12 protein-coding genes are annotated in these 16,465 nt (G+C 67.3%); all 12 read right to left on the bottom strand.

Annotation, left to right across the window (positions count from 1 at the left end):
* Nucleotides 1–6 precede the first annotated feature (6 nt).
* Nucleotides 7–966 (bottom strand): glycosyltransferase family 2 protein, encoded by a 960-nt coding sequence (locus HH212_RS07545; RefSeq protein WP_169434841.1) that lies wholly within the window; start codon nt 964–966, stop codon nt 7–9.
* Nucleotides 967–989: 23 nt separating this feature from the next.
* On the bottom strand, nt 990–3,275 hold the full coding sequence (locus HH212_RS07540; protein WP_169434840.1) for a glycosyltransferase: 2,286 nt from the start codon (nt 3,273–3,275) through the stop codon (nt 990–992).
* On the bottom strand, nt 3,272–4,555 hold the full coding sequence (locus HH212_RS07535) for a putative O-glycosylation ligase, exosortase A system-associated (RefSeq protein ID WP_169434839.1): 1,284 nt from the start codon (nt 4,553–4,555) through the stop codon (nt 3,272–3,274). The genes HH212_RS07540 and HH212_RS07535 overlap by 4 nt, the downstream gene beginning before the upstream one ends.
* Entirely contained in the window at nt 4,548–5,705 is a 1,158-nt protein-coding gene (locus HH212_RS07530; protein WP_169434838.1) for a glycosyltransferase family 4 protein, read from the bottom strand. Before HH212_RS07530 ends, HH212_RS07535 begins: the two co-directional genes overlap by 8 nt.
* 233 nt (nt 5,706–5,938) lie before the next feature.
* Nucleotides 5,939–7,543, bottom strand: coding sequence for an exosortase A (gene xrtA, locus HH212_RS07525; RefSeq protein WP_169434837.1), 1,605 nt, complete (start codon nt 7,541–7,543; stop codon nt 5,939–5,941).
* Nucleotides 7,534–8,739: a TIGR03087 family PEP-CTERM/XrtA system glycosyltransferase gene (locus tag HH212_RS07520; protein WP_169434836.1), complete on the bottom strand. Its 1,206-nt coding sequence runs from the start codon at nt 8,737–8,739 to the stop codon at nt 7,534–7,536. The genes xrtA and HH212_RS07520 overlap by 10 nt, the downstream gene beginning before the upstream one ends.
* Before the next feature lie 16 nt (nt 8,740–8,755).
* The gene (locus HH212_RS07515; RefSeq protein ID WP_229217723.1) at nt 8,756–9,784 is read right to left on the bottom strand and encodes a FemAB family XrtA/PEP-CTERM system-associated protein; all 1,029 of its coding nucleotides are present in this window, start codon (nt 9,782–9,784) and stop codon (nt 8,756–8,758) included.
* Between the two features lie 363 nt (nt 9,785–10,147).
* A complete protein-coding gene (locus HH212_RS07510) occupies nt 10,148–11,023 on the bottom strand; it encodes an XrtA system polysaccharide deacetylase (protein ID WP_211172472.1) in 876 nt (291 codons plus the stop codon).
* Nucleotides 11,024–11,025: 2 nt separating this feature from the next.
* On the bottom strand, nt 11,026–12,099 hold the full coding sequence (locus tag HH212_RS07505) for an XrtA/PEP-CTERM system-associated ATPase (RefSeq protein ID WP_169434835.1): 1,074 nt from the start codon (nt 12,097–12,099) through the stop codon (nt 11,026–11,028).
* Nucleotides 12,100–12,113: 14 nt separating this feature from the next.
* On the bottom strand, nt 12,114–13,736 hold the full coding sequence (locus HH212_RS07500; RefSeq protein ID WP_169434834.1) for a TIGR03016 family PEP-CTERM system-associated outer membrane protein: 1,623 nt from the start codon (nt 13,734–13,736) through the stop codon (nt 12,114–12,116).
* Entirely contained in the window at nt 13,717–14,655 is a 939-nt protein-coding gene (locus tag HH212_RS07495; RefSeq protein WP_229217623.1) for an XrtA-associated tyrosine autokinase, read from the bottom strand. The genes HH212_RS07500 and HH212_RS07495 overlap by 20 nt, the downstream gene beginning before the upstream one ends.
* Nucleotides 14,656–14,683: 28 nt before the next feature.
* Nucleotides 14,684–16,222, bottom strand: coding sequence for an XrtA system polysaccharide chain length determinant (locus tag HH212_RS07490; RefSeq protein ID WP_169434832.1), 1,539 nt, complete (start codon nt 16,220–16,222; stop codon nt 14,684–14,686).
* Between the last annotated feature and the right edge of the window lie 243 nt (nt 16,223–16,465).

Below are 16,465 nucleotides of genomic sequence, written 5' to 3'. Positions count from 1 at the left end.
ACAGCGTCAGCGCTGGGTCAGGCGCCACAGGGGCCAGCGCAAGGGCGCCGGCAGCGAGGCGATCAACACTTTCAGTTGGAACCCGCGGCCGGCCGGGCGTTGGCGCATGTGCTTGTGCATCTCGAGCGCAGTAGTAAAACTGCCGCGCGCAAAGGCGCCGTTGAACACGTCCAGGCGGCGCTCGTCGATGCTGCGCAGGATCGCCTCGCGGTGCGGCGCGGCGAACGGGTGTTCCCGCAACGCGAATTCGAGGATACGCACGCAGCCGCTGACGGTACGGATGGTGTCGCCCGAGTCGTTGCTGGCGTGCTTGCGGATGCGCACCAGCGGCCTGGCGCACAGCGCCATCTTCGCCTGCGCCACCAAACGCAAGGTGAATTCCCAGTCCTCGCCGCCGACGCCGTTGAAACGCACGTCGTAGCCGCCGATGCGCTCATAAAACGCCTTGCGGATCACGCTGCCCGATGGGAACAGCGGCTGGTAATCCACGGTGCGCCGGTACAGGTCCGGCACGTCGCGCCAGAAGCCGTCGTCCAGCACGGCGCCGTCGAAGAAGCCGGGCGGCGCCAGGGAAAATTTGTCGGCATGGACGCCGCGCTCGTCGAAGGTCACGAAGTTGCTGTACACCGCATCATAGTCCGGGTGCGCCGCCAGCCAGGCCGCCATGGTGGCGGCGAAATCCGGTTCCAGCAGGTCGTCCGAATCGCACAGCACGATGTAGTCGCCGCGCGCCGCCGCCACGCCGGTGTTGCGGGCGTTCTGCACGCCGGCGTTGGCCAGCGTCATGACCGTGATGCGGCCGGCGTAGCGCGCCAGGACGTCGGCCGTATGGTCGGTCGAGCCGTCGTCGACCACGATGATTTCCAGGAAAGGCAGGTGCTGGGCCAGTGCGCTGTCGAGGGTGGCGCCGATCAGGTCGGCGCGGTTGTAGGACGGGATGACGAGGCTGAAGGTGGGAGCGGACATGGAGGCTTGATAGGGGAATAAGATCAACCGCGCACGCCGAGCAGGCGTTCGCAGGTGCGCAGGAACTGGCTGGCGACCGCCGCCGTGCTGTGCCGGCGCGCCAGCGCCAGGCCGCCTTCGCTGAGCTGCTGCGCCAGGGCCGGGTCGCCCAGGATGCGCTCGACCGCGGCGGCGATCTGGTCCGGCTGGGTGCCGTCCACCAGCAGGCCGCTGACGCCGTCTTCCACCGCTTCCACCACGCCGCCGGCGCGTCCGCCGATCACCGGCTTGCGGCAGGCGTTGGCTTCGCGGAAGACCAGGCCGAAACCTTCGGTGTCGCCGTCGGGCAGGGTGCGGTTCGGCATCAGGAACAGATCGCACAGGCGCAGGTAGCGCAGCAGGTCGGCGTCCGACACCTTGCCGACCAGGGTCACCGACCGTTCCAGGCCTTCGGCGGCGATCAGGCGTTCCAGCTCGGGGCGCAGTTCGCCGTCGCCGACGATCAGGTAATGCACGCCGGGGCGGCGCGCCACCACCTGCTTCATGGCGCGCACCGCCATGTCGGCGCCCTTGCGCGCCACCAGGCGGCCCACGGTCAGCACGATCTGCTTGCCCTGCAGGCCGTGGCGCGCGACCAGTTCCGGGTCGCGTTCGCCGGGCGTGAAGTAATCGATGTCGACCCCGTTCTGGATCAGCACCATCGATTCGGACGGCACCCCCAGCGTGCGCATGGCGTCGCAGGTGAACGAGCTGACCGAGACGATGCGGTCGGCCGCCATCAGGAACTGCTTGCGCTTCTGGCCCAGGCGGCCATCGGTGCGGGTGGTGATTTCCTCGCCGTGCACGTAGATGATCAGCTTGCAGCCGAACATCTTCTTGAGCGCGATGCCGAGCCAGCTGCCGGTCACCAGTTCGCCGATGCAGACCAGGTTGATGTCGTGCTTGCGCACCAGCTGGGCGGCCTTGTACAGCACCTTGGCGTACAGCGGCAGGTCGCAGGTCAGCATGCGCCACAGCGACACCAGTTTATTCGCCGGCGGCGGCATGCTCGCCGGGCGCAGCAGGCGGATGCGGTCGACCGGGAAGTTTTGCCGGGCGTCGTGTTCGCGCCAGCCCGGGATGTCCTCGCGCGTGTGGTAGTTGGTGCTGGCGGTCAGCACGCGGATGCTGCCGGGCGGCATGTGGCGGCACAGGTTTTCATACACCACCGCCGAGCCGCCGTGGATCGGGGCGAACACGCTGGCCACCATCAGGCAGCGCAGGTCGGTGCCGGCATGGGCATCGGCATCGGCGCCATTGGCGGCAGCGGTGCGGCGGGAAGGGGTCAAGGGAGTCGGTTTGGTGAGCATGTTGCGCGCCAGTTGGAAGGTGATGCGTTCCTCGCTGAGGCCCCAGGGGGTAAAGCGCGGCAACTGCAAGGGATCGGTGGCGGCGCTGGCAACGCCGATGCTGGTCGTGACCGCGGTGTGGTAGCCGGCCGCCTTGACCATCTGCACGTGGTCGCGGTGGAAGTCCTGGTTCGGCCGGCCGTTCGGGTAGGCGAAGGAATGCACGGCGCCGCCGATGATGGCTTCCAGCTGCGCCTTGCAGTCGCCGATCTCGGCGCGCGCCTGCGCGGCCGTGCATTCGTTCAGGATCGGATGGTGCACCGTGTGGGCGCCGATCTCGAAGCCTTGGCCGTGCAGGGTGCGCACCGAGGCGGCGTCGAAGCCGGGCGGCAGGATCAGCGGGCGGCAGGCCTGGCTTTCCAGCTGTTCGATCGCGTCCAGGCGCTGGCCCAGCGGCGCGTATTTCAGGTGCGCCTGCAGGCGCTCGACCAGGCGTTCGCGGCAGCCGGGCGCGTCCAGGTCCGGGTAGGGACCGAGCACCTTCGGCAAGTGCGCGCCGTGCGCCGGCAGCGCGCGCACCGCGGCCAGGATGCGCTCGTGCCACAGCACGCCGCCCTCGATGTGGCCGGTGGTGACGAAGAAGGTGGCCGGCAGCTTGCGCCGCAACAGCGCGGGCGCCACGTTGTCGATCCATTCGGCGTAGCCGTCGTCGAAGGTCAGCGCCACCGCGCGCGCCGGCAGCGTGCCGCGCTTGAGGGCGGCGCTGGCTTCCGACAGCGGCAGCACGTTGGCGTTGGCGGCCACCACGTCCAGCATGTGCTCGAAACGTTCCAGGTTCAGTTCGCTGGAGGCGAGCGGATCGGCCAGCGTCGGCACCTTGTGGAACAGCAGCAGCGACAGGCGCGCCGACGGGCCGGCCGGCGACAGCATCGACAGCGCGCCGCGCATGATGGCCGGTTTCAGCAGGCCGCCGCCGGCCGGGCGCATGCGCGGCGCGTTCATGGCACCGTCTGCGGTGGCGTCTGCGCCTGCGAAGGGATGGGCACCGTGCGTTTCGAGGGAAGCAGGATCTTTTCCAGGCATACCAGGATGATGATGATGTCGTAGTACAGGTCGAAATAGGCCAGCGACAGGAAGCTGCCGCTGATGGCGTAGCCGATGATGCACACTTGGCACATGCGTGACAAGTCTTCCGCCCATTTCAGGTCGGGCCGGGTCATGCAATATTTACGCACCCGGGTGCCGGTGCGCCAGGCGCAGACCATCAGCGTGATGAACATGAACAGGCCGATCCAGCCATGGTCGCCGAGTACCTGGAACCAGATGCTGTGGGCCACGTGGTAGCCGAGCGGGTCCGGCGCGTACATCAGGAACATGCGCGGGGTGAACACGTTGTAGCCGCCGCCCAGCGGGAAGGTGGAGGCGATGTTGATGGCGAAGCGCCAGGCGTTGAAGCGGCCTTGCGCCGAGTCGTCCTGGTGGTATTCGTTGATGCTGTCCATGCGCTCGAACCAGGCGGACGGCATCACCGCCGCGATCAGGATCGCCACGCCGATCAGCACCACCGCCGTCTGCGCCTTCTTGCGGCTGTGGAACCACAGGAAACCCATCATCGCCATGCCGCCGACCAGCGCGCCGCGCGAATACGAGGCCACCGCCGACACCGCCGTCATGGCCAGCATCAGCGTCAGGCCGCGGCTGACCCATTTGTTGGTGGCCTGGGTGCGCAGGTACCAGATCAGCGGCAGCACCGTGACCAGCGCCAGCGCCATGCCGTTGTTTTCCGAGATGTAGCTGCCGTCCGGCCCGTAGACGCGGAAATGGCCGCCGGAGGCCAGCGTAAACAGGCCGCCCTTCAGGCCGAACACGCCCAGCGACAGGGCGACGATCCAGACGAAGATCTTGAGGTCTTTCGGCTTCTGGATCAGGGTCATGGTCACCAGCACCATGAAGAAGGTCTTCATCACCCGGTTCCACTCGAGCCAGACGATGTTCGGCTCGAGCGCGAAGAAACTGGTCAATGTCATCCAGGCGGCGAAGATCAGCATCGTCGCCGTCACCGGCGTCAGCGGGAATTTCTTCGGCTCGCGGCTGGTGAACATGAACAGCGTGGTCAGGCCGGCGATCGCGGCCGCGAACGGGAAGTTGTAGGCGAAGCCGTAGGTCAGCCGGTGCGGATTCATCAGGCTGACCCAGGTGAACAGCAGGGCGCCGATCACCGGCCGCTTGAACGACAGCGACAGCAGGCCGAAGATGACCAGGGTGATGATGACGTCACGCATGTGCGCGCAGGGCTCCGAACAGGTTGACGACCTTGCGCGCGTTGGCGCCCCAGGTCAGTTGCAGCTCGTCGATGGTGCGCTGGGCGTTGGCGGCCACCTTGGTGCGCAGCGCCGCATCGTCGCACAGGCGGCTGACGGCGCCGGCCAGGCCGTTCGGATCGGCCGGGTCGAACAGCACCGCGTTGTCGTCCTGGCGCAGGATCTCTTCGATGTTCGGTTGCGCGGGGCCGACAATGGCCTTGCCCAGCGCCAGGTATTCGAACAGCTTCAAGGGCGAGGCGTAGGCCACCACCGCCGGCTGCAGCGCGATGTCGAACGCGGCCACGTGGCGCGCCACGTCGTCGCGGCCGACGATGCCGGTGAAGGTGACGCGGTTCTCGATGCCGAGTTCGCGCGCCTGCTTTTCCAGCGGAGCGCGCGCCGGGCCGTCGCCCACCACCAGCAAATGGCGGCGCGATGCCGGCGGATCGGCGGCGATCAGCGTGAGGACCTTGTCGAGACCGTGCCATTCGCGCACGAAGCCGGTGAAGCCGAGCACCAGGCGGCCTTCCAGCCCGAGCGCGCGCTTGGCGGCGTCGACGTCCGGGGCGCGGTCGAAGCGCTCGCCGTTGATGCCGTTGTGGATCACTGTAATGCGTTCGCGCCGCACGCCGTACGAGGCCACGATGTCGGCCAGCACCTCGGTGACCGGCAGCACGCCGTCGGCGTTGCGCCAGGCGTAGGCTTGCGACCAGCGCGCCAGCCGCGTCAGCGACAGGCCGTCGTAGCGGGTGCGCTCTTCCAGGATCGGCGCGTTCACTTCCAGCAGCAGCGGCAGCTTGAAGCGGCGCGCCGCCCAGATGCCGGCCGGCAGGAACAGGTTGTAGCGCTCGTAGATGCAATCCGGCTTGTGTGCGCGGATCGCCTTGGCCATGCGCCGGTAGGCGACCAGCGAATACCCCAGCTCCATCAGTTCGTAGAACCATTTCGGCAGCCAGCGCTTGAGCAGGGCGACCGCGCCGGCGTCGGACCCGAACGATTCGGTCTCGGCGCTGGGCGGCGCCACGATCACGATCTCGTGGCCTTGCGCACGCAGCGCATGGATCATTTCTTCGATGTGGACGTATTGGCCGTCCTTGGAACGGGTGCGGTGGTGATAGAGGATGCGCAAGGGGATTGCTCCGCGTGGGGTGACTGCTCGCGTGCCGGCCGGTCGTGTGGCCGCGAGTCTGATGTAAAGGTAGATATTACTCTAAAAAAATAAAATTTCTGGGACTGCTGCGCCACAAACGGCACCCGCCATCGCCCTGCCGGGGTAGCCGGGCGGATGCACGGGAGGGCTGGGGGACGATGCGCGCGCGGACGCCGGAAGGCGCCGCGCGCCGCGGGCGCAGCTGGCTGCGCTCAGTGCGCTGCCGCCGGCGCGGCGTGCGCCCGTTGCAGCGCCGCGTCCAGCGCCGCACCCTGCTGCGCCAGGAAGCGGCGCAGGGCGGCGCGCGCCGCTTCCGGCGCGTCGTCGTACGGCGCCGACAGCAGCACGGCGGCGCCGTCGTCACCGCGCAGCAGGGCCTTGGCGCCGGCCTGCCACAGCTTGCCCTTCATGTCGCTGTCGGTGTAATGGCCGCCGACCCACTTGAAGGACCATACCAGCAGCGTGCCGCGCGGACCGCGCAGCAGCGACTCGCGCAGCGCCAGCGGACGGTCGAGGAAGGTTTCGGTGCGCGCGCCGGCGAACGTCTCATGCCATGCATCCTGGTAGCCGGCCAGGCGGTTGCCCGAGCTGATCAGCGATTTGTCGCGGTGCTGGTTGCGGTAGTACAGCAGGTCCAGCGCCACCGGCACGGCGGGCGCGGCGCTGTCCTGATAGACGCGTTCGAAACGCGCATCCGGCGTCAGGTAGGCCGGCTTCCAGTCGGCGAAGGGCGCAACTTGCGGCCAGCCGACCGCGACTTCGTCCAGGCGAACCGGCGCCGGGTTGTGGTTGGCGCGCTCGCCCAGCAGCGCCGCGGCCGGCCACAGTGCGGCCACTGCCAGCACGGCCGCCGTCATCGGCGCGAAGCGGCGCGCGTGCAGCATCGGCACCGTGCTGGCGGCACCTGCAGCACCGGCGGTACCCGCGGCAGCCGGCACCGCGGCCGGCGCCGCGCTGTCTTCGCGCCAGTAGCTGCCGACCCAGAACATCAGGAACATCACCAGGCCGAAGAACAGCCAGCCGTAGATCAGGTGGTCGACGCCGGTGGCCAGCTCCATGCCGGACAGGTGGCCGATCATCACGATCATGTAGGCGCGCAAGCCGTTGGCGATGATCGGCACGATCACCGCCAGGGCGACGAACAGCAGGCGTCGCAGGTTCGAGCGGTAGGTCAGGTAGGCGTACAGGCAGCCCAGCGTGACCGAGGAAATCAGGTAGCGCACGCCGCTGCAGGCTTCCACCACCGACCAGTTACCGGTCGGCAGTTCGAAGCGGGTGCCGCTGCGCAGCACCGGGATGCCGGTGGCGCGCACCGCCCACACCGTGAAATCGGCGGTGAACTGGATCAGCGGCGCCACGAACACTTCGCCGAAGGGCACCGCGAACAGCACGAACAGCAGCGGGAAGGTGAGCGAACCGGCCAGGCGCGGGCCGAACAGGGCCAGGGCGATCGCCGGCAGCATCGCCACGAAGGCATACTGCGACACCACCTGCACCTCGCCCAGCTGGGCTGCCAGCCAGCCGGCGCCCAGCAGCGCCAGCAGCGCCAGCGCCGGCGCGTACGGCGTGGCCGGATGCAGGTTGAAGCGCGTGCGCTCGCGCCAGATCAGCCACAGGCTGATCGGCAGGATCACGTAGCCGTGGGCGAAGGTCTCGGAACGGTTCCAGATCGCGACGATCGAATCCATCGTGCCGAAGTACAGGACGAACGGCGCCAGCAGCGCCAGCGCCATCAGGGCGATGGCGCCGCGCGACAGCGCGACATCGGGCACGACGGCGTCCGGGCCGTCCACGCCGGGAGGCGGTTTCAGGAACATTCCAGGTTCTCTCCAATGCAAGCCAGGTTGCTCGACCAGCTGTAGCGGCTTTGCACCTTGGCGCGCGCCGCGCGGCCGATGGCGGCGGCGGCGTCGGCGTGCCCGTCCAGCAGCGCGGCGACCGCGTCGGCGAAAGCCGCGGCGTCATCGGCCGCCAGCACCAGTTCGCTGTCCGGCACCGCGTCGATGCCTTCCAGCGCCTGCGGCGTGACCACCACCGGGGTCGCCATCGCCATCGCTTCCAATACCTTGTTCTGGATGCCGCGCGCGATGCGCAGCGGCGCCACCGCCACCGCGGCATGCGCGATATAGGGACGCACGTCGGGCACGGTGCCGGTCACCACCACGCCGGGCTGCTGGGCCAGCGCCTGCACCGCAGGCGAAGGGCGTGAGCCGACGATGTAGAAGCGCAGGTCCGTGAAGCGTTGGCGCAGCGCCGGGAACACCGCGCCGGCGAACCACTGCACCGCGTCGACGTTGGGCCAGTAATCCATGGCGCCGGTGAACACCAGCGCACGCTCCCCGGCGCCGAACGGATTCGCGTGCGCCTCGTGCGGCGAAAAGTAATCGGTGTCGACGCCGTTGCTGAAATGGCCGATCTTGGCGCTGCTTTCCGGCGCCAGGCTGCGGAACAGCTGCGCTTCCGGGGCCGACACGAACAGCGAAGCGTCGTAGTCGCGCGCCACCTGCCGCTCGTAGCGCAGCAACCGATCGGCCTCGTACCGGTACAGCCAGCTCATCGGAAAGGATTTCTTGTCGGCGTACTGGCGCCACTTGTCGGAATCGACGTCGACGAAATCGACCACGCGGCGGGCGCCGCGGTACGGGTCGGCGTACTGCGCCATCGCCGAGGAAAACACCAGCACGCGCTCGATCCTGTTGGCGGCCACGGTGTCCTGCACCCAGCGTGCCAGGCCGGCGTCGCGATAGTATGCCAGCGACAGCGAGCCGTTCTTCAGCAGCGCCGTCAGGCTTTTTACGCGCGCCACCAGGGGTTGCATGGCGGCGAAGTGGCTGCTGGCGCACAGCGCCTCGACATGCGGCACGTACTGCCAGTCGTCCGCATCGTCGACGAAGGTCGCCAGGTGCACCCGGTAGTGGCGCGCCAGGTGCTTCAGCAGGTGGTACGAGCGGATCTTGTCGCCCTTGTTGGGCGGGTACGGGATACGGTGGATCAGCAGCAGCAAGTCTTGCACGATGTGGTCCCCGCCATCAGCCCAGGTTGCGCACGATGTACGGTCCCATGAAGTTCGCCAGCGGCAGCGGCAGCTTCTTCCACATCTTGATGAACAGCTGGTACTTCGGGTTCAGCGGATTGTTGTCCGGCAGGCTGTCGGCCGCGTACAGCTTGTATTCGTAGGGCAGGTGCTGGGCGGTGAAACCCCAGTTCTTCTTGAAGTCGTAGGCGCCGGTGCCCAGCTTGCTGCGGCCGAAGTCGAACAGGCGGCAGCCGCGCGCCGCGGCGGCCTGCATCAGGTTCCAGTACATGAAGTCGTTGCCGGCCACGCTGCGCGCCAGGTCCATGCCGCCGCCGTAATAGGGCACCACCTCGTCGCGCCAGTAGAACGACAGCACCGCCGCCACCAGCTTGCCGTCCTCGGTAACGATGGTGCGCACCTCGCATTCGTCGCCGAAGGTCTGCTGCAGCAGGGCGAAATACTTTTTCGGGAATACCGGGGTGCCCAAACGGTGCACGCTGTTGGCATAGGCCTCGAACATGCGGTCGACGTTGTCGTCCACCTCGCCGCGCAGGCCGAGCTTGATGCCCTTGCGGACCATCGCGCGCTGCTTGCGCGGGATCGCGTTCAGGTTGATTTCGTCGTCGCCGGAGATCTCCTTGCGGAAGGTGACGTACAGTTCCTTGGTGTGCCAGCTGGCGTCGTCCGGGTGTGCGCGCTGCATGCCGCGGTATTCGAGGTGGCCGGCGCCGAGTTCGCGCGCCAGTTTATCGGCCGCTTCGTCCAGCAGCGCCTGCGCGGCCGGGCTGGTCGCGGCCGGGCCGCCGTACACGCAGAACGGCATCGCGCCCAGCGAGTGGCCGAACAGCCGGCTTTTCACTTGGGCCAGCGGCAGCACGCCCTGGATTTGCCCGTCCTGCTCGACATAATAAAACCAGGTCTTGATGCCGAACGAGCGCTCGATCACCGGCTGCCAGCCGGACAGGTGGAAGAAGGTGGCCTCGGGCAGGGCGCGCACGAAGGCGTCCCAGCGCGCGTAGTCCTGCGGCTGCAGCAGGTGCAGGGTCAAAGGACCGGCGGCGCGCGCGGGCGCCGTAGGAGCAGGAGCGGCTGCGGCCGGCGCGGCCGGCTGTGCGGCCGGCGTGGCCACGGCTTCGACAGGCGTTGCCACGGCCTCGACCGGCGCTGCGGCGGCTTGCACCGGCGCTGCTACGACTGCGGCGGCGACCGGCACTGCGTCGACGATGTCGGCATGTACCGCGTCGGCGCCGGCTGGCGCCGCGTCGAGGACGGCAGGCGCCGTTCCGGCTGGTGCCGGTGCGTTGGCGGGTACGGCGACGGGCGCGCCGTCCACCGGCGCACCGGCCGTCTTGTCGGCGCCGGCGCGCCTGGCTTGCGCCGCTTCGATGATCGAATTCATGCTTGGTTACTTGTTCAGGAAGATGCGGTCCATGCGGTCCCACGCGAAATCGCGCGCCAGGGCTTCGATGCGACCTTCCATGCGGTCGATGTTGACGTAGTGGCGGAAGCGCGACTTGGCGCCCACGCCTTCGGGACGCGGCTGGTCCGGGTCGATTTCCCAGGGGGGGAAGTAGAACAGCGCCGGCTGGCAGTCGTCCTTATTCACCTTGGCCATCATCCAGCGCGACAGCGCGTACGGCAGCAGGCGGAAATAGCCGCCGCCGCCGGCCGGCAGGTTACGGCCCATCATGTGCACCGTGGTGATCGGCACTTCGAGCAAGCCGTCGGTGCCGTTCGGATAAAAGGCGAAGCGCGGCGCTTCCGGCATGCCGTAGTGGTCGTGCGCCACCGGGTAGATGCTGGAGCTGTAGCGGTAGCCGGCTTCCAGCAGCACGTCCAGCGCCCACAGGTTGTCGCGGCCGATCGAAAAGCTCGGCGCCCGGTAGCCCAGCACGGCCTGGCCGCCGATGTCTTCCAGCAGCGCTTTCGAGGAACGCACGTCGTTGGCGAATTCGGCGCGGCTCTGGTCCGAGGCGCGCAGGTGGCCGTAGCCGTGGCTGGCCAGTTCGTGGCCGCCGGCGACGATGCGTTTCACCACGTTCGGGTAGCGCTCGGCGATCCAGCCCAGGGTGAAGAAGGTCGCGCGCACGCCGTGGCGCTCGAACAGCGCCAGGATGCGGTCCATGTTGGCTTCGACGCGGCATTCGCGCGTCGGCCAGCTGGCGCGGTCGATGTAGGGCGCGAAGGCCGAGACCTGGAAGTAGTCCTCGACGTCGCAGGTCATCGCGTTGGCGATGCGTTGTCCCGGGGCCGGCGCCGGCCGCGGGGCGAGTTCGTACATGTTCATTCTTGGTTGTCCACGGGATGGGTCGCTGCGCCCTGCGGCGTGGCGACGATCTTCTTGAGGATCGACAGCACGGAGACGATCGATTTTTCCAGGCGCATCATACGCTCGTCGAGCATTTCGACGCTGCTGGCGCGCCGGTCTCCGGTGCGCTGGTCGATGGTGCGCATGCCGCCGGTGCGCAGTTCGCCTTCCAGGCCCGGCACCGCCGGCTGCGTGTCCAGTGCCGGCGCGCCGGGCTGGACGCCGCCTTCCGGCAGCGTGTATTCGTCGTTGATGTCGTGGATGACGGTGTTGATGTCCTGCTCGCCGAGCGCATGCAGCTCTTCCAGGTAACCCATCAGCAGCACGCGGTCCATCAGCGTGTTGACCTTGCGCGGGATGCCGCCGCTGTAGGCGTAGATGGCGGCATGGGCGCCGTCGTCGAAGGCCGGGTCGCCCTGCCAGCCGACCGTTGCCAGGCGGTGCTCGATGTAGGCGCGGGTTTCCTGCGCATCCATCGGGCCCAGGTGGTAGCTGGCGATCACGCGCTGGCGCAGCTGCTGCATGCCGGGGCTGTGCAGGGTGGCGCGGAATTCCGGCTGGCCGAGCAGGAAGGTCTGCAGCAGCGATTTGTCGTCGGTCTGGAAGTTGGACAGCATGCGCAATTCTTCCACGGTGCGCGCCGACAGGTTCTGCGCCTCGTCGATGACCAGCAGGGCGCGCTTGCCCTGCAGGTCGACGTCGCACAGGAAGCGCTCCAGGCGCGTCAGCAGGTCGGTCTTGCTGGCGCCTCCGTACGGCAGGCCGAAGGCCGACACCACCATGCGCAGCGTGTCGTCCGGATCCAGGTGGGTGTTGACGATGTGGGCGGCGACGATCTGGTCGGACGGCAGCTTGTTGAACAAGTTGCGCACCAGCGTGGTCTTGCCGGCGCCGACGTCGCCGGTGATGACGATGAAGCCCTCGCCTTGCGACAGGCCGTATTCGAGGTAGGCCATGGCGCGCTTGTGGCCCTTGCTGCCGAAGAAGAAGTGCGGGTCCGGGCGCAGCTGGAACGGCTTGGCGGACAATCCGTAATAGGTCTCGTACATCTGAATGGCTCCGCTCAATACACGAAGGACAGCGTCGCGATGATCGCGTTCTCGTGGTAGCTGTCGTTGTTGATCAGGTCCTGGCGCCCGGTGCTGCGGCGCAGGTCGATGCTGCCGCGCGTGTGGGCGTCGAAGCGGCGCGTCAGGCTCAGGCGCGCCTCGCGGTTGTTGCTGGTCAGGCCGGTGGTCAGCGATTCCACGTTGATCGCGGACAGGTTGGCGCTGGCCTGGGTGCGCGACGACAGGCGGTAGGCGAAGTTGGCGGTGGCGCCGCGCTGGCGCGTGTTGTCGTTCAGCGAGGACAGCTGGTTGCCGGTCAGCGGGCTGTCGCTTTCCTGCAGCGACAGCGCGGTGCGCTCGTCGCGAAACACGGTCAGCACCAGGTCGCTGTGGGCGCCGCGGAACGCGACCGCGCCCTGCAGGCGCTTTACACGGATGTAGCGGTTGGTCAGGTAGTTGATGCTGTTGGCCAGGCTGGCCGGCAGGCCGGCGGAAGCGATGTAGGCCTGTACCGCCTGCTGGCGCTGCACCGGGTCCGGGTAGCTCGAGGAAAACAGGTTGTCCAGCATGGCCGCGGTGTTGACCGTGGCCGGCAACAGGAATTGCGAGCGGGTGGTGGTGACCGCGTCGGTGTAGTCGGCGGTCCAGACGCTGCGCCGCATGCGGTGGCTGAATGCCAGCGAACCGGTCTTGCCGAAGTAGCGGCGGCCGAACGAGGCCTGCAGGCTGGTGCGCGCGGACGGGGTCCAGACGAAGCCGCCGGTCCAGCTCTTGCCGCTGGTGCTTTCGTTGAGCGACGGGTATTCGTAGTCGTCGTAGCCGACGGTCGCGGTCAGGCCGAAGCGCGGGATGATGTTCCAGCGTCCGCCCAGGGTGGCGGTCTCGTACGAGGAGTCGCCGATCGAGCCGACCGCGCCGGCGCCGGTGTCCTGGGTCATGCTCAGGTCCTGGCGTACGTACGAGGCGTTCCAGGCGAGCGTGGTGAAGGCGCTGCCGCTGACCACGTCGGCGCTCTTGGTGGTGGCCTTGCTGTCGCCGTAGCCGTTGACGTTGCCGTCCACCGAGTCGCGCGTCAGGCGCAGCGTCGCCACCGCGTTGGAACCGAAGCGGTGGCGCAGGTAGGGGCTGATGCGCCAGATGTTGATGTCGGCGTTGTTGGCCGCCGAATAGCCGTTGTCGGTCAATTGGCCGAAGGCCGACACCGACTGGCGCGAACGGCTGGCGCTGCCGTCCAGGTACAGCAGCTGGTCGACCAGCACCGATTGCGCGTCGACGTTGTAGCGGCGTTCGCTGTTGTGCAGGTTGGCGTTGCCGTTGTTGCCGTCGTTGCCGTCGTTGCTGTCGCTGAAGGCGAACTGGCGCCACTGTGCCTCGCCGGTCAGTTTCAGGCGCGGGCCGTTGACCAGCACCGAGATGCGCGGCGCCGCTTCGCTGACGAAGCCGCCGTGGGCCAGGTCGTCGTTCTGCAGGCCCAGGTTGTCGGAATAGGTTTCGCGCAGGTCGATCGAGGGCGTGACCTTCCAGTCCGCATGGCACTCTGCCGACAGCAGCATGGCGGCCACGGCCAGCGGCGCCAGCCGCAGGAACGGCCGGCGCGAGGGTACGGCCTCCGGCGTCTTAGCCGTAGTGATAGTCATACGTTTCTTCGATGCCCGGGAATTCCCTGGTCTTGTTATAGATCAGATTCACGTTGGGGAAACCTTCCAGGCGCTGCAGCGCTTCCTTGACCGCATGCTGGGTCGTGGTTTGCGCCTCGACCACCATCACGATCTGGCCCATGTGCGAAGCCAGCACGCGCGATTCGCTGGTCAGCAGCAGCGGCGGCGAATCGAAGATCACGATACGGTCCGAATAGCGGTTGGCGATCTCGTGGACCAGGTTGGTCATGGCGGAGCTGGCCAGGAATTCGGTGGCGTGCGGCGTGCTGGTGCCGGCCGGCAGGATGGTCAGGGTGTCGACGTTGGTACGCAGCATGACGTCGGCCATGTCGACCGAGTCGTCCACCAGCATGTCCATCAGGCCGCGCTGCTGCGGCAGGCCGAGCGTGCGCAGCACCGAGGGGCGGGCGACGTCGGCGTCGACCAGCAGCACGGTGTGGTCCAGTTCCATGGCGATGCTCATCGCCAGGTTGATCGACGTGTAGGTCTTGCCTTCGCCCGGCAGCGAGCTGGTGACCATGATCAGGTTGGCCGGCTTGTCGCCGGGGGCGCGCTTGACGAACGCGCGCTGCAGCAGCGGGCGCTTGATGACGCGGAAGTCTTCCAGCAGGCGGGTGCGGCCGCCGGCGGCGGTGACCATACCCTGGTCGCGCATGCGCGCCAGGTCCAGTTCGATGCGCCGGGTCGAGGATTTCTGCGGCGCGCGTTCGGCATGGATGGCCGCCGGGGCGGCCGGCGCCGCGTGCGCGGCTGCCGGGGCAGCGCTGACGGATGCCTCGGGATGGGCAGGGATGGCGCGCACGTTGTCGGCGTCCGCGAGCGCACGCGCAGTGTCGCTGTTGGGCAGGGCGGTGGCGTTGCGCTCGATCCGGCTGGCCGCTTTTTCGATAATGCTCACGGTGTACTCCTTGTGATCGTCGCGTTGGTCAAAGCGTGGGGCGGACCAGGATCGCGGCCACGCCGGCGCCATAGGCGCCGAACAGCAGCAGCACCGAGACCCCGACGGCAATCAGGCGACGCTTGCGGCGGACGGTTTGTTCGTTGGTCCAGTTCATGCCGATCGCGCCCAGCACCGGCAGGCCGGTGACGTCGCGCAGCGCGACCTGGCTCATGAAGGTCGGACGCACCTGGCTCATCAGGAAAGCCGCGGCGATGCCGGCCACCAGCGCGCCGGCAAACACCAGCGAGAACAGGCGCAGGCGGTTCGGGCCGCTCGGCTGGCCGGGCACGGTCGGCGGATCGATGATGCGGAAGCTCAGCATGTCGGTGGCCGACGACAGGTCGCCCGACAGGCGCGCCGATTCGCGGCGCTCGACCAGCTTCTGGTAGTTGTCGCGGTTGACCTGGTAGTCGCGGTTCAGCTGGGCCAGCTGGGCTTCGATCTCGGGCGCTTCGGTGCTCTGGGCGCGCAGGCGCGCCACGCGGGTTTCATACTCGCCGACGCGGGCGCGCATCGACGCCACGCGCGCCTCGGCCTGCGACAGCGCCACGTTCATCTGCTGCAGCATCGGGCTGTAGCCGGCGCCCGGGTCCAGGCTGCGGGTGCCGTTCTTGGCCAGGTCGGCGCGCTGCGCCAGCAACTGGTCGAGCAGGCGGCGGTTGGCGATGATGTCCGGATGCTGTTCGGTGTATTGCAGGCGCAGCGTATCCAGGTTCTTCTGGGCGGCGCCGATGCGCGCTTCCAGTTCCGGGTCGAGCATGGCCGGATCGATCTTCTTGGCGCCCGGCTTGGCCGGCTCGCCGGCGATCTGGCGCTTGATGGCGTTGCGCGCCTGCTCGGCTTCCGACAGTTCCAGGCGCGCCTGGTTGAGGGCGTCGCCCGCACCCATCAGCTGGCCGCCGAAATCGCCGCCGTCGCCGCGCGGCAGCATGCCCATGTTCTTGATCTTGAATTCCTTGAGGGTGTTCTCGGCCGCAGCCAGCTTCTCTTCGTAATTCTTGATCTGGTCGTCGATGAATTGCACCGCCTTTTCCGAATCCTGCTTCTTGCCGCCGTAGCTGCCTTCGAAAAAGATGGTCAGCAGCGACTGCACCACGTCCTTGCCCAGCTTCGGATTGTCGGACACGTAGGTGATGGTATAGATGTCGTCGCGCTCGGTGCCGCCGATGCGGATCTGCGACATCAGGTCATCCACGATCTTTTCGTGCTGCTTGCTGTCCTTGGCCTTCACGTCCAGGTCGACCATGCGCATCAGGCGCTCGACGTTCGGGCGGCTGATCAGGGTGCGGCGCATGAACATCACCTGCTGGTCCAGGTTCGGCATCGTCGTCATGCCCGACAGCAGTGGCTTGAGGATGCTCTGGGTATCGACATATACCCGCGCCGATGCTTCGTATTGGTTGGGAAGACGCAACACGACGGCCCAGCCGATGACGGCCACGGTCCAGGTGATCACGATCGCGTACCAGCGATATTTGCCGATAGCTTTCAGGAAGTTAAGAAGTGCGGCTGTGATTTCTGCCATCTCGTCAGTCTCGCCAATAAAGCGACCCAAATCATTTTGAATTGGGTCAATAAATAATCAAATACCTCGCATGATCGCTTGTACTGGAAGCAATTGCAATTACGCACGAGAAAAATATGAGCAGTGTGGCCAGGCGTGCCCTGCCTACAACACTTCATCCATGGTTTAAACGGAAACGTGGATATTTGGCATTAGTTTTCAGCAATTTTTTGTGCTGAATCCATAGAGTTTGCTTACTTTGTT

This window comes from Massilia forsythiae, from assembly GCF_012849555.1.
GTDB classification, from domain to species: domain Bacteria; phylum Pseudomonadota; class Gammaproteobacteria; order Burkholderiales; family Burkholderiaceae_D; genus Telluria; species Telluria forsythiae.
Note: the sequence above shows the minus strand (reverse complement) of the source record. Positions and strands in the feature narration are given on the sequence as shown.

Coding starts and splice junctions, on each gene's coding strand:
- HH212_RS07545 (WP_169434841.1), bottom strand. CDS start 966: ATGTCCGCTCCCACCTTCAGCCTCGTCATCCCGTCCTACAACCGCGCC.
- HH212_RS07540 (WP_169434840.1), bottom strand. CDS start 3,275: ATGAACGCGCCGCGCATGCGCCCGGCCGGCGGCGGCCTGCTGAAACCG.
- HH212_RS07535 (WP_169434839.1), bottom strand. CDS start 4,555: ATGCGTGACGTCATCATCACCCTGGTCATCTTCGGCCTGCTGTCGCTG.
- xrtA (WP_169434837.1), bottom strand. CDS start 7,543: ATGTTCCTGAAACCGCCTCCCGGCGTGGACGGCCCGGACGCCGTCGTG.
- HH212_RS07510 (WP_211172472.1), bottom strand. CDS start 11,023: ATGTACGAACTCGCCCCGCGGCCGGCGCCGGCCCCGGGACAACGCATC.
- HH212_RS07505 (WP_169434835.1), bottom strand. CDS start 12,099: ATGTACGAGACCTATTACGGATTGTCCGCCAAGCCGTTCCAGCTGCGC.
- HH212_RS07500 (WP_169434834.1), bottom strand. CDS start 13,736: ATGACTATCACTACGGCTAAGACGCCGGAGGCCGTACCCTCGCGCCGG.
- HH212_RS07490 (WP_169434832.1), bottom strand. CDS start 16,222: ATGGCAGAAATCACAGCCGCACTTCTTAACTTCCTGAAAGCTATCGGC.